Raw genomic sequence first — 13,276 nt, forward strand, 5'->3', positions numbered from 1 at the left:
TGACGCGTACCCGGCGTGTCAGTCTGGTCCTGGAGGCCGCGAGTCGGCTGACTCGGCCCGCGGCAACTCTCGCGAAAGGGAGCCCGACATGGCCACTCACCCCGGGGAAACCCACATCGGCCACACCCACCGCAACGGCGAAAGCACCGCTGCTTCGGGGTGGACCGTGTTCGCCGCGGTCCTGATGATTTTCGGCGGCATCATGGCGATATTCGAAGGAATTTCCGCCATCGCCACGGACAACGTCTTCGTCACCACGCCCAACTACGTCTACCAGTTCAATCTGACGGGCTGGGGCTGGTTGCATCTCATCCTCGGCATCCTGGTGGCGCTCGCCGGAGCCGCGCTGTTCACCGGAGCCACCTGGGCCCGCGTCGTCGGCATCACACTGGCCGGCCTGAGCATGATCGCCAACTTCATCTGGCTGCCGCATTTCCCGCTGTGGGCCATCGTCGTCATCGCCATCGACGTCTTCATCATCTGGGCACTGTGCACCCCGTCGCGGCTCACCGCCGCCGACTGAGGCCGCTGCGGACCGGGTCCCGCGGGAGGGCCGAGGGCGCGGCGCCACCTCGTGGCGCCCGCCCTCGCCGTCCACGTACGGACCCTCTCCCGCACCGGCCGAATCCTGGACGCGTACGCAGGCCATAGCGGTACGAGTGGCTTGAGATCCAGCAAAGTGCCGGCACGGGAGAGGAAACGCTCAGCACGTGGGGTACCCGCGGCGCCGTCGCCTGAGGCGGTGCCGTCGCCACGTCTGACGGCCGCTCGCATTCCCGTCAGCCGGCCGCCTCGGCGCCCCGCCGGTGTCGGGCGGGGCGGCCGGAACCCACCGAGGGCACACGGATCCTGCTTGGCTCGGATCCTGCTTGGCTTCTGCCCCCTCGGACGCTCCGCACCGATCGCCTCGGTCGCCCGCCGACGACTCAGGGACCGCCACCCGCCCGTGGAGACGACCTGTCACCGGCTGTGCCCGCTCTCGTACAGTACGTACTGCCCGCACTCCATCAGGAGCCGACCCCAGCAGTTGACCAGGAGCGAACTGTGGCCACCGAAGCGAGCGTCGGTCCCCTCCCGGACGTCCCCGGAACGGGGCGGCCGGTCCCCCGAGCCGAGCCCGCGCTGGTGGAACGATGGCGTTCCGGCGGGGGTGAACTGGTCGACCTGCTGGCTCAGGTGCGCGAACGGACCGGCGGCGTCGCCACGTTCGACCTCGGGTCGCGTCCCACCGTCCTCGTCACCGACCCGCAGGCGGTCCACCACGTACTCGCCCGGCAACCGGACCGGTACGTCAAGCGCTCGCACCGTGCCCGCCTGCTCATCGGGGACGGCGTCCTGTCCGCCACCGGCGCCGCATGGAAGCGCCAACGCCGCCTGCTGCAAGCCCAGTTCACCGGAGTGGGGATGCGGCGCTACGAACAGCGGATCGCCGAGGCCGCAGGGACCACCGCCGGGCGCTGGTCCGAGTACGCCCGCACCGGGGAGACCTTCGACGTCGGGCGCGAGATGCACCGTTTCGCCCTGGACACCATCTGGCGCTCCCTGACCGGGCACCCGCTCGATGAGGGGACCGAACGCGAACTGGCCTCCGTGGCAGCCGTCGTAGCGGCCCTCCCCACTCTGCCGGCCGAGGTCTCCGACGCCCGGGACGCCGTCGCCGGCGACCTCGCGCGGATCGACGCCGTCGCCCGGCACGCCATCGACGCCGCCCGCGGCGGGGCGGCCGGCCCCCACGGCCCGGGCCTCCTGCACGTCCTGGTCGACGCCGCCACCACACGCGCCGAGTACACCGACCGGCTGATCCGCGACGAGCTGACCACCCTTCTGGTCGCCGGACACGAAACCACCGCCACCACCCTGACCTGGCTCTATCTGCTCCTCGACGACCACCCCGCCGCCCGGGAGGAGGCCCTCGCCGCCGGCGGCGAGGGCTCGACGCAACGCCGCCGGGCCATCCAGGCCCTGGTCCACGAGACGCTCCGGCTCTACCCGTCGGCCTGGCTCCTGCCCCGCCACGCCGCCGAGGACGACATCCTCGCCGGCTACTCCGTCGAGGCGGGCACCGACGTCCTGGTCTGCCCCTACCTCACGCACCGCGATCCCCATCTGTGGCCGGACCCCGAGTCCTTCTCCCCTGGGCGATTCACCAGCGAGGACGGCCGCCCCGCCCACCAAGGGGCGTATCTGCCCTTCGGCATCGGCCCCCGCGCCTGCCTCGGCCTGCAATTCGCGCTGCGCGAAGCGACCGTTCTGCTCGAACATCTCCTGCCGGCCCACACCCCGTCGTTCCACGACATCCCCGAGAAGGCGGCGTACGGCATCGTCGTCCGCCCCGATGGCTCCACTCCCGCAACCCTGGGCACACCACTCACCTGAAACGGGCCGCGGGGCCGGCCGGTCGCGGCGGCGTGTGCGGACGAGCGGGTGGGGTGGCCGAGTCACCTGGGAACGGCTGCGTCGTTGAACCGGTCGACATCCGACCAACCCTGGAGATACCTGTGTTTTCCCGTCTTCGCAGCCGCGCTCTGGCCGCCCTTGCCGTGGTGACCGGTGCGGTGGCCGGCGTCCTCCTGTCGGCCGGTGCCGGTCAGGCCGGTGACCTCGGCACGTTGCTCCACACCACGCCCACCGGAAAGAAGACCCGCGTGGACAGCCCGGAGATCGGCCACTGCTACACCGTCACCGGCAACGGCCCCTTCTCCCCTCACCATCTCGCCGCTCGCCCCCCTCGCCTGGCCGCACAGCCCCGCTGCGCCGGCCTCATCGCCCCTCTCCCCGCCGGGAGGGCCGACCACGCCCGGTTCGCCGCTCCCCGGACCGACGGCCGCTGACCCCGTGCCGAGCCGCGGCCGGCCCTCGGCACCGCCCGGCCGCGGGTCCGGCGGGTGCCGTGGTGGACATATCCTCGCCGGAGGCATGCCGAGCGGAGGACGGTAGAGGTGGCGGACAGGGCAACGGCCGGTGCGGCCGGCAAGGAGGGCGCCGCCGCCCGCGGGTCCGCCTCGATGAGCGCGCGGGCGCGGGCTGCCGTGCGGCAGCGCATCGTCGACCGCCGCTACCTGCAGGGCGTCCGCCTCGTCGAGCGCGAGGTGGCCGAGGAGCTCGGCATGTCCCGCGTACCCGTACGCGAGGCACTGCGCTCGCTGGTCGCCGAGGGCCTGCTGGAACTGCTGCCCAACAGCGGGGTGCGGGTGCGCACGCTGGCGCGAGCCGATGTGGAGCATCTCTACGAGGTGTGGGAACCGCTCGCGGTCCAGGCATCCCGGCTGGCGGCGCGGGCCGCGGCCGGTGATCCCGAGCGTCTCGCGGCCCTGGAGGCGACTCTCGGCCAGGCCGAACGGGCGGCCGCGGCCGACCAGGACGCGCTGGAGGTGGCGGCGCACACGGCGTTCCACGAGGGCGTCGTGGCGCTGTCGGGCAATCCGCTCCTCGCCCGCACGCTGGAGCAGCTGAGCTGGCAGCTCCAGCTTCTGTTCGGACTGCGCGAGGAGCCAGAGCACATGCGGGCCCAGCACACGGAGATGTTCCGCCGCATCGCGGCGGGCGACGGGGAGGCCGCGGCTGCCGTCACCCTGCTGCACGTGCGAGACAGCAGGACCGTGGCGCTGCGTTCCTTGTTCGGGGACAACTGACCGGCTCTTTTGTATACCAATCTCGATGACGGCGACCAGGTCCGCCGCCGAATTCCCTGAAGAGTGGCCTCGCCGTTCCGCGACCCTTGCCACCCCCAAGCAATTTGGTATACAAAACTGCCTACCCCCGAACCCCTCCCCTCCGAGGAGCCCGCCATGTGTGTCGACGCCGTACCGCCGCCCTCCCGCAAGCTGACCCGCCGGGGTGTTCTCGCGGGTGCCGCTGCGCTGGCGGGCACCGCAGGCGCGGGCGGCACGGCCGTCGCCGCTCCCGCCGCCGCTGACGCGCGGCACACCGCCGAGCGCCGGATCAACGCGCCCCGCGGAGGCGACCTCGTCCTCCGGGGTGGCACGCTGCTCGACCCGGCGAGCGGGGACGTCACCGAGGACGCGGTCGTCGTCATCGAGGGCGGGAGGGTGCGCGCGGCCGGCACTCGGGGAGAGGTGGACATACTCGAGGGCGTGCAGGTGCTGGACGCACACGGGAAGTGGATCCTGCCCGGTCTGATCGACGCCCACATCCACCTCAGCACCGTCGCCGAGGCCCGCGACGCGGTTCGCGGAGGCGCCACCACGGTCCGCAGCGGTTCGACCAACTTCTACCAGGACATCGCCATAAGGGAGTTGGCCCGTCAGGTCCCGGCGCGAGCACCTCGACTGAAGGCCGCGGGCGTGTTCGTCACACCCGACCTGGGTGACACCGTGCTGGCCGATCCGGATCTCACCCCGCTGGCCCGCCTCCGGGGCGGTGTGCGCTCCCCCGAGGCGCTGCGCCGAGTGGTCGAGGTGAACGTCGAACGGGGCGCCGACGTCATCAAGACGCGCGTCAACGAGCGCGCGGGACTGCCCGAGCAGGACCCGCTCGTGCAGGTGTACTCGTACGAGCAGCTGTCCGAGATCGTGGCCGCCGCACGGCGCCGCGGCAAGGGCGTGCTGTGCCACAGCTACAGCGAGAAGGGCTGCCACGACGCCGTCACGGCCGGCATCCGCTCCCTGGAGCACGGGGTGTTCGTCGGCGAGCGCACCCTGCACGAAATGCGGCGCAGGGACACGTACTTCACCCCCACGCTCACCGCGATCGCCGGCCTGGTCGATTCGCCCGACCCGGTGCTGGCCGAGCGCGGCCGTACCTATCTGCCGGTGCTCGAGCGTGCGGTCCGCGCGGCCCACGAGCTGGGCGTGCCGCTCGCGGCGGGCACGGACTCCTCGGGCGGGACGGTCGAGCGGATCGGCCGCGAGGTGGAACTGATGCGGGCGGCCGGCCTGCCGGCACTGGACGCGATCCGCACGGCCACGACGCAGGCGGCGCGGCTGCTCGGACTGGACACGCGGGTCGGCCGCCTGGTGCGCGGGTACGCGGGCGACGCCCTCGTCGTGGACGGGGATCCGCTGGCGGACGTGTCGGTGCTGAAGAAGCCGGTACGCGTCGTGCGCTCCGGCATCCCGGTCTGACCGTACCGGCGGCACCCCTGCCGGCCGCCGACACCGGCCCCGCTGCTCTTCCCCTCCCTCTCCCCCTCCCCCACGTTCAAAGGAGCCTGTATGCGGTCGTCCTCCACCTCTCGCGGGGCGTCCCGGCGCAGCGTGCTCGCCGGCACCGCGGCCGCCCTGACCACCGCGGCCGCACCGGTCCGGGCGGAGCCCGGTACCCGCGCCCACGGACACGGCGACCGGTCCGCCCACGCCGTGGTCTTCCGCAACGTCCGCCCGTACGGCGCCAAGTCGCCCGTGGACCTCACGGTCGTCGACGGTCGGTTCACCCACCGCCCGGCCCCGCCCGGCGCCGATGTCGTCGACGGCGGCGGCCGTATCGCGCTCCCGGCGCTCGTGAACGCGCACATCCACCCCGACAAGACGACGTGGGGCGGCTCATGGGTGTCGCGCAAGCCCGCGGAGGGCATCGCCGACTACGCCGAGCAGGACGCCGAGCTCTTCCGCAGCCAGCACCGCTCCGTCGCGGAGCGCGCCCACGGCCTGATGGCCCACGCCGTCACCCGCGGCACCCGCGCGATGCGCGCCCACGCCGATGTGGCCCCGGCCTACGACCTCGCCTGCGTCGAGGGTGTGGGCAGGGCCCGCGAGCGGCTGCGGCACGCGCTCGACGTCCAGATCGTGGCGTTCCCGCAGCACGGCGTCCTCCGCGCTCCCGGCACCGCGGAGCTGCTGGAGGAAGCCGCGCGCACCGGCAAGGTCGACATGATCGGCGGAATCGACCCGATCGGGTTCGACCACGCCCTCGACGAACAGCTCGACCTGGTCTTCGGCCTCGCGGACCGCCACGGAGTGGGCGTCGACATCCACCTGCACGACCGGGGCAAGGCGGGAACCACGGCGCTGCGCGCCATCATCGACCGCACCCGAGCACTGTCCCTGCAGGGGAAAGTGACCGTCAGCCACGTCTTCTGCCTGCCGGCCCTCGGTGACCGCGAACTCGGCGCGATCGCGGAGGACCTGGGGAAGCTGGACATCTCGTTGACGACGGTGGCGCCGTCCGACTCGCTCGTTCTGCCGATCGCGCGACTGCGCGAGCACGGCGTACGCGTCGGCCTCGGCACCGACGGGGTACGCGACGCGTGGAGCCCCTTCGGCAATGCGGACATGCTGCACCGGACGCATCTGCTGGGCTGGGTCACCGACGTCCGCCTTGATGAGGAACTGGCCGACTGCTACCGCGTCGGCGCCCACGACGGCGCGGACGTCCTGGACCTTCCCCAGGTGGACTTCACGCCCGGCTCCCCCGCCGACTTCATCCTCGTACGCGGCGAGTGCCTGCCGCAGATCGTGGTGGACACACCACCACGGGACATGGTCGTCCACGGCGGCCGCGTCGTGGCCCGGAACGGAGAGCCGGCGATCTAGGGTCTGTCGTTTGGATCAGGCCGGAGGTCACCCTCGGGGAAAGGGATGGCGGCGTGAACCGCAGAGACGCAGGTCACACCGCCATCCCACCTGCGTCTTCGCCCGATTCGGACGATCCCCCGCGTCGCCCGAATCAGGCGGCTTGCCCGGATTCACCGCCCTGAGCGGCAGTTGTCCGGCGCCTGCCGAGTATACTGGCTCCCAGCCAGTCAACGCAGGAGTACAGCATGTCCCCCCGGAGCGCGTCGGTCAATGAAGCGTTGCGGCAGCGCTCCCGCGAGCGGCTGCTCCAGGCGACCGTCGAGCTGGTCGGCGAGCGCGGCTTCGAGGCCACGACGCTCGGCGACATCGCGCAGCGTGCGGGCGCGGCCCGCGGCCTGGTCTCGTACTACTTCCCCGGCAAGCGTCAGCTGCTGCAGTCGGCCGTGCACCGGCTGATGCATCTGACCCTTCAGGCGGCGCTGGAACATGAGCCGGTGCCGTGCGGTCCGGACGCGGGACGCGAACTGCTGGCCCGGGCCATCGATGCCGTCCTCGGACTGGCGCACGACCACCCGCTGCTGATGCGGACCCATATGGCCGGGATCCTGATGGCCGAGGGGTTCATCCAGTGCCCGGAGCAGCAACGGCTGGCGCACCTGCTGCACGGGGTGGTCGCGGCGTACGGATCGCCGGACCCCGACGCCGACTACCCCCTGCTGCGGGCGCAGTTGATGGGGTCGGTGGTGCCGATGCTGCTGCCGGGGGCGCCGACCTCGCTGGCCCTGATGCGCGCCGAGCTGTTCCAGCGGTACGAGCTGCCGTGGCGGCTGGGAGTGCCGCCGCAGGAGCGGCCACCGGGCGGGGGCGCGGACCGGGGGCCGGTGGAGCCGTCGACGGTGGGGGCGTGACCCGAGGGCGTCGTCAGCGCTTGTTGTGGCGGGGCGCCAGGAACCCTTCGTCGCGGGCGCCGGCGATCAGGCGCAGCGACCGGCGTCGGTTGCGCCCGGTGGCGTTCATGACGGCCCGTACCGGATCCTGGCCCTTCTCCTGGGCCGCCCGGTAGGCATCGGCGGCGCGCTTGCGGCGCTCACTGGCACGCGAACGGGTCAAGGTGTCGGGCGGGGCCGCCGCCGGGGCCGCGCCGGAGCCGGTGGCGCGGTCGTACACGGCGGCGGCGGGGACGCCCGGAGGGACGGCCGCACGGGAACCGTCCCCGCGGCGGACTGCCGGGGCGCAGAGGACGCCGTCACCGTGGACGACCTCCGCCGCCGGGGCCGCCACTCCGGCCGGCCCGGTGGCGGCCCGGCCGCATCCCTCTCCCGGCGCCGGAGCCGGCTCCGACGTCGACTCCGGCGCCGGACGGCCCGCCCGAGGCCGACCGGTGGCCTGTCGGCAGGCGTCGTCCAGCGGCCCGTCGATCCAGCGCGCCAGCGTGGCGAGCCCGTCGAGCGTCAGGGGCGGGTCGGCCCGCACGTCCTCGACGCTGAGCCCGTCGTCCGAGACCGCCACCAGGACATCGATCCGGGCGCCGTCGGCGAAGGAGAGCCGGGCGCTGAACCAGGGGCCCAGCGGATCGAGCCGCGGCGTGGTTCCGAGCCCCAGCACGGTGTCCGGGACGTCGGGAGCGAGGGGCTCGGGAGCGGGTGCCGCCGTGCCGTACCCCTGAAGCTCCCAGGCGGGCCACTCCACGGCCGCGCCCTGAGCGTTATATCGGCTGTGAAAGGTATAAAAGTCGCTTTCCGACACAGGGAAAAACGTAGCTTCCTGTTCACCACCCCCAGTGGCGCGGCACGCTCATCGCACCGGGAGCAACCCCGATAGCTCATCTCCCGCCGCGGGCCCGCCGGTGCCATCCTGGGGGTACTCCGCGGAAGGGGCCACCCGTGCTTCGAGTCGCAGTCATCGGATCGGGACCGAGCGGTGTGTACACCGCGCAATCCCTCATCGAGCAGCAGTCCGTGCCGGACGTCGAGGTGTACGTCCTGGACCGGCTGCCGTGCCCGTACGGCCTGGTCCGCTACGGCGTCGCGCCGGACCACGAGAAGATCAAGTCGCTGCAGGGCACTCTGCGTACCGTGCTGGAGCACCCCCGGGTGCACTTCCTGGGGAACGTCGAGGTGGGCACGCCGGGGCTGGGACTGCGGGAGCTGCACACGATCTTCCATGCGGTGGTGTTCTGCGTGGGGGCCGCCACCGACCGTCACCTCGGCATCCCCGGCGAGGACCTTCCCGGCAGTCATTCCGCGACCGACTTCGTCGCCTGGTACAGCGCGCACCCGGACGCCGCGGCCGCCCGGTTCGCCCTGGCCCGCTCCGCGGTCGTGATCGGGGTGGGCAATGTGGCCGTCGACGTGGCCCGGATCCTGGCCCGCGGCGCGGCGGAGCTCGCCGTCACCGACATGCCCCAGGGGCCGCTCGGCGCGCTCGCCGACAGCCTCGTCGAGGACGTCTGGATGGTGGGCCGACGCGGCCCGTCGCAGGCCAAGTTCACCACCAAGGAGCTGCGGGAGCTGGGCTCGCTGCCGGGCACCGAAGTGGTCGTCCGGCCCGAGGAGCTGGCGCTGGATCCCGGCTACGGCGATCCGGGCGGGCTGCCGGCCGTGGCACGACGGAACGTCGAGGTCCTGCGCGGCTGGGCCGAGCGACCGGTGGCCAAGGCGGCGGGCTCCGGCCCGACGCGGCGGATTCATCTGCGGTTCTTCCTGCGTCCCGTCGAGCTGACGGGGGACGCCGCCGGCGGGGTGCGCGCGGTCCGGTTCGAGCGGACGGCCCCGGACGGGCTCGGCGGGGTGGTCGGCACCGGGGAACACGAGGAGATCGAGGGGCAGTTGGTGCTGCGGTCGGTCGGGTACCGGGGCAGGCCGCAGGCGGGTCTGCCGTTCGACGAGGCGCGCGGGACGGTGCCGCATCTGGCGGGGCGGGTGCTGCGGGAGGGGAAACCGTACCCCGGGGTCTACGTCGCGGGCTGGATCAAGCGCGGCCCCACCGGGGTGATCGGCACCAACCGGCCGTGCGCGAAGGAGACCGCGGCGTCCCTGCTCGCGGACGCCGCCGTGCTGGCCGGGCGCGAGACGGTGGACGACCCGGTGGCGGCGCTGCGACGGGCGACGGGCCGGACGCCCGTCCCCTGGACGGGATGGCTGGCCATCGAGGCCGCGGAGGCGGACCGGGGCCACCGACTGGGGCGCCGGACGGTCAAACTCCCGGACTGGGAAGGGCTGTTGGACGCGGCGGGGTCAACCGGCTGAACCGGCGGGGGCGAGGCGCCGCTCCTGGCGCTCCGCCGCGCGCAGCACGCCGTCCAGCAGGCCGGGGAAGAGTGCGTCGAGGTCGGCGCGGCGCAGCCCGTTCATCTTGGCGGTGCCCCGGTAGGTCTGCTGGATGACGCCGTGTTCGCGCAGCACCCGGAAGTGGTGCGTGCAGGTCGACTTGCTGACCGGGAGCTCGAAGTCGGCGCAGTTCAGCTCGCCCTCGGCGGCGGCCAGCGCGCACACGATCCGCAGCCGCACCGGGTCGGCGAGGGCGTGCAGGACGTCGGCGAGCCGGATGTCCGCGCCGGGCGGGTGCACCAGCGACCGGGAGCCGGACGGGGCGCCCTTGGGCGTCGTATCGGTCGTCATGACGGCTCCTGGAGTGCGGATCGGTCGGCGGACGCCTCATTGTACGAGACCCATCGTAGTTTGACATCCGCCGTAGTACGACGAGTATCGTACGAACGCCATCACGCCGAAGCACTCGCGAACCGACCCCCCGGAGATTGCCGTGAGCACGCTGTTCCAGCCCATCACCCTGCGGTCCCTGACCATCGCCAACCGCCTCTGGATGGCGCCGATGTGCCAGTACTCCGCGGCGGCCACCGGCCCCGACACGGGCACCGCGAACGACTGGCACTTCGCCCACTACGCGGCGCGGGCGGCCGGCGGCACCGGCCTGATCCTTACCGAGGCCACCGCCGTCAGCCCGGAGGGCCGGATCAGCCCGCACGACCTCGGGATCTGGAACGACCACCAGGTGACGGCGCTGCGCCGGATCACCACCTTCCTCAAGGAACAGGGCACCGTCCCCGGGATCCAGCTCGCGCACGCCGGCCGCAAGGCGTCGACCGACACCACCTGGCGCGGCGGCGGCCCGCTGACGGCCGAAGCGGGCGGCTGGACCACTCTCGCGCCGAGCGCGCTGCCGTACGACGAAGGCCACCCGGCCCCCGACGAGCTGAGCACCGGGCGCATCCGGGAGATCGTCGGGCAGTTCGCGGACGGCGCACGACGGGCGCTGGACGCCGGCTTCCAGGTCGCCGAGGTGCACGGTGCGCACGGCTACCTCATAGGCCAGTTCCTCTCGCCGCACACCAACCACCGGACCGACGGGTACGGCGGCTCGTACGAGAACCGGACCCGCTTCGCCCTGGAGGTCGTGGACGCGGTGCGCGCCGTGTGGCCCGAGGACCTGCCCGTGTTCTTCCGCATCTCGGCGACCGACTGGCTGACCGAGAACGAGGACGACGAGCGCGAGGGCTGGACCGCCGACGACACGGTGCGCTTCGCCGCCGACCTGCTGGCGCACGGCGTCGACCTGCTGGACGCCTCCACGGGCGGCAACGCCCCGCGGGCCCGCATCGCCACCGGGCCGGGCTATCAGGTGCCGTTCGCGGAGCGGGTGAAGCGGGAGACCGCCCTGCCGGTCGGCGCCGTGGGCCTGATCACCGAGGCACGGCAGGCCGAGAAGATCGTCGCCGACGGTCAGGCGGACGTGGTGCTGCTCGGCCGCGAGCTGCTGCGCAACCCGTCCTTCGTCCGCCACGCGGCCGTGGAGCTGGGCGGCGAGGTGGCCGCCCCGCAGCAGTACCACCGGGCCGTGTGACCTGCACCGGCGTCTTTCCGGGACGCCGTTGTCAGTGGTCGGGTGCAGACTGACCATCACCTGGGACAACGGCGTTTCGGAGGTGTTGGGGCATGTCTGACGTACTGCTCGCGGTGGGGACGCGCAAGGGCCTCTTTCTCGGCCGGCGGCGCCGCGGTAGATGGGAGCTCAGCGGCCCGCAGTTCGCCGCGCAGGCGGTGTACTCCCTCGCGATCGACACCCGCCGCAGCACACCCAGGTTGCTGGCCGGCGCCGACAGCGCGCACTGGGGCCCGTCGGTCTTCCACTCCGACGACATGGGCGCCAGCTGGCACGAGCCCGCCCGCGCGGCGGTCAAGTACCCACCGGACACCGGAGCTTCGCTGGAGCGGGTGTGGCAGCTGCATCCGGCCGGCCCGGCCGCGCCGGACGTGGTGTACGCGGGCACCGAGCCGGGCGGGCTGTTCCGGTCGGCGGACGGCGGCGAGACGTTCGAGCTGGTGCGGCCGCTGTGGGACCACCCGAGCCGGGAAAGATGGGTGCCGGGCGGCGGCGGGCTGGCCGTGCACACGGTGGTCACCGACCCGCGGGACCCCTCCGCGGTGACGGTCGCGGTCTCGACGGCCGGGGTGTTCCGCACCCTTGACGGCGGTGCGAGCTGGGCGCCGTCGAACACCGGCGTCAAAGCGGTCTTCCTGCCGGACCAGCACCCCGCGTTCGGCCAGTGCGTCCACAAGATCGCACCGGACCCGGTGAACCGTGACCGGCTGTACCTGCAGAACCACTGGGGCGTCTACCGCAGCGACGACGCGGGCGCGTCCTGGCAGGACATCGGCGGCGGCCTGCCCTCCGAGTTCGGCTTCGCGGTGGCCGCGCATCCGCATCGCGGTGATGTCGCCTACCTCTTCCCCATCACCGCCGACATCGACCGGGTGCCCGCCGACCACCGCTGCCGGGTCTACCGCACGGCGGACGCCGGCGGCAGCTGGCAGCCGCTGAGTGCGGGGCTGCCCGAGGAGGACCACTACGGCACGGTGCTCAGGGACGCACTGTCCGTCGACGACTCCGATCCCGCGGGTGTCTATTTCGGCAACCGCAACGGCGAGGTGTACGCCAGCGCCGACGACGGCGACAGCTGGCAGCAGCTCGCCTCCCACCTGCCGGACGTGCTGTGCGTACGGGCGGCCGCCGTGGGATGAGCCAAGGCCAAGGATTGAAGGAGCACGGCGTGGGGCCAGTAGGGTGATCGCGTGGCTGCACGACCTCTTCATGACATCGTTGAACCGGGCTGGGCCAAGGCACTTGAGCCCGTCGCCGGACAGATCGCCGCGATGGGCGACTTCCTGCGGGCCGAGATCGCCGCGGGACGTACGTACCTCCCGGCCGGCAGCAATGTGCTGCGCGCCTTCCAACAGCCCTTCGACGAGGTGCGAGTGCTCATCGTCGGTCAGGACCCGTACCCCACGCCGGGGCATGCGGTCGGGCTGAGCTTCTCGGTGGCGCCGGACGTCCGCCCGCTGCCGGGCAGCCTGGAGAACATCTACCGCGAGCTGCACTCCGACCTCGGACTCCCCCGGCCCTCCAACGGCGACCTCACGCCCTGGACGCAGCAGGGCGTGCTGCTGCTGAACAGAGCGCTGACGACGGCGCCCCGCAAGCCCGCCGCGCACCGCGGCAAGGGCTGGGAGGCGATCACCGAGCAGGCGATCCGCGCGCTGGTCGCACGCGGCGCGCCGCTGGTGTCGGTGCTGTGGGGCCGCGATGCGCGCAACCTGCGGCCGCTGCTCGGCGATCTGCCGTCCGTCGAATCGGCCCACCCCTCCCCCATGTCCGCCGACCGGGGCTTCTTCGGCTCGCGGCCGTTCAGCCGGGTGAACGACCTGCTGGCGCGGCAGGGGGCGCAGCCCGTGGACTGGCGGCTGCCGTGATGCCGGGCGGATGAGACCCGGCGATAGTGTGCCGGC

13 protein-coding genes are annotated in these 13,276 nt (G+C 72.9%); 11 read left to right on the plus strand and 2 right to left on the minus strand.

Features of this window, described 5'->3' with window-relative positions; all coding sequences use genetic code 11:
* The first annotated feature begins 88 nt into the window (after positions 1-88).
* From ACGFML_RS13635 to ACGFML_RS13665, 7 genes are all read left to right on the plus strand, one after another.
* On the plus strand, positions 89-523 hold the full coding sequence (locus ACGFML_RS13635; RefSeq protein WP_393543185.1) for a hypothetical protein: 435 nt from the start codon (positions 89-91) through the stop codon (positions 521-523).
* A 521-nt stretch (positions 524-1,044) separates the two neighbouring features.
* A complete protein-coding gene (locus ACGFML_RS13640; RefSeq protein WP_393543186.1) occupies positions 1,045-2,376 on the plus strand; it encodes a cytochrome P450 in 1,332 nt (443 codons plus the stop codon).
* A 122-nt stretch (positions 2,377-2,498) separates the two neighbouring features.
* Complete coding sequence (locus ACGFML_RS13645; protein WP_393543188.1) at positions 2,499-2,831, plus strand: hypothetical protein; 333 nt, start codon at positions 2,499-2,501, stop codon at positions 2,829-2,831.
* A gap of 174 nt (positions 2,832-3,005) precedes the next feature.
* A complete protein-coding gene (locus ACGFML_RS13650) occupies positions 3,006-3,632 on the plus strand; it encodes a GntR family transcriptional regulator (protein ID WP_393543765.1) in 627 nt (208 codons plus the stop codon).
* Positions 3,633-3,788: 156 nt separating this feature from the next.
* Positions 3,789-5,084: an amidohydrolase family protein gene (locus ACGFML_RS13655; protein ID WP_393543190.1), complete on the plus strand. Its 1,296-nt coding sequence runs from the start codon at positions 3,789-3,791 to the stop codon at positions 5,082-5,084.
* A 90-nt stretch (positions 5,085-5,174) separates the two neighbouring features.
* Positions 5,175-6,491 carry an amidohydrolase family protein gene (locus tag ACGFML_RS13660; RefSeq protein WP_393543191.1) on the plus strand — a complete coding sequence of 439 codons (1,317 nt, stop codon included), beginning with the start codon at positions 5,175-5,177 and terminating at the stop codon, positions 6,489-6,491.
* Positions 6,492-6,718: 227 nt separating this feature from the next.
* Positions 6,719-7,381: a TetR/AcrR family transcriptional regulator gene (locus ACGFML_RS13665; RefSeq protein WP_393543193.1), complete on the plus strand. Its 663-nt coding sequence runs from the start codon at positions 6,719-6,721 to the stop codon at positions 7,379-7,381.
* Positions 7,382-7,394: 13 nt separating this feature from the next.
* Here the strand turns inward: ACGFML_RS13665 and ACGFML_RS13670 are convergent, their stop codons facing one another.
* On the minus strand, positions 7,395-8,162 hold the full coding sequence (locus ACGFML_RS13670) for a DUF6214 family protein (protein WP_393543195.1): 768 nt from the start codon (positions 8,160-8,162) through the stop codon (positions 7,395-7,397).
* 194 nt (positions 8,163-8,356) lie between these two features.
* Here ACGFML_RS13670 and ACGFML_RS13675 point away from each other — a divergent pair, with 194 nt between their 5' ends.
* Positions 8,357-9,721, plus strand: coding sequence for an FAD-dependent oxidoreductase (locus tag ACGFML_RS13675; protein ID WP_393543197.1), 1,365 nt, complete (start codon positions 8,357-8,359; stop codon positions 9,719-9,721).
* Here the strand turns inward: ACGFML_RS13675 and ACGFML_RS13680 are convergent.
* Positions 9,710-10,093, minus strand: a complete 384-nt coding sequence (locus ACGFML_RS13680; RefSeq protein ID WP_393543198.1) for an ArsR/SmtB family transcription factor — start codon at positions 10,091-10,093, stop codon at positions 9,710-9,712. The two genes, ACGFML_RS13675 and ACGFML_RS13680, sit on opposite strands and share 12 nt — an antisense overlap.
* A gap of 142 nt (positions 10,094-10,235) precedes the next feature.
* On the opposite strand from ACGFML_RS13680, the gene ACGFML_RS13685 reads away from it, so the two are divergent.
* From ACGFML_RS13685 to ACGFML_RS13695, 3 genes are all read left to right on the plus strand, one after another.
* Entirely contained in the window at positions 10,236-11,333 is a 1,098-nt protein-coding gene (locus ACGFML_RS13685; RefSeq protein ID WP_393543199.1) for an NADH:flavin oxidoreductase/NADH oxidase, read from the plus strand.
* 92 nt (positions 11,334-11,425) lie between these two features.
* Positions 11,426-12,511 (plus strand): WD40/YVTN/BNR-like repeat-containing protein, encoded by a 1,086-nt coding sequence (locus ACGFML_RS13690; protein WP_393543200.1) that lies wholly within the window; start codon positions 11,426-11,428, stop codon positions 12,509-12,511.
* A 51-nt stretch (positions 12,512-12,562) separates the two neighbouring features.
* A complete protein-coding gene (locus ACGFML_RS13695; protein WP_393543201.1) occupies positions 12,563-13,240 on the plus strand; it encodes a uracil-DNA glycosylase in 678 nt (225 codons plus the stop codon).
* Positions 13,241-13,276: the final 36 nt, after the last annotated feature.

The organism is Streptomyces sp. NPDC048650 (genome assembly GCF_043199095.1).
Taxonomy (GTDB): domain Bacteria; phylum Actinomycetota; class Actinomycetes; order Streptomycetales; family Streptomycetaceae; genus Streptomyces.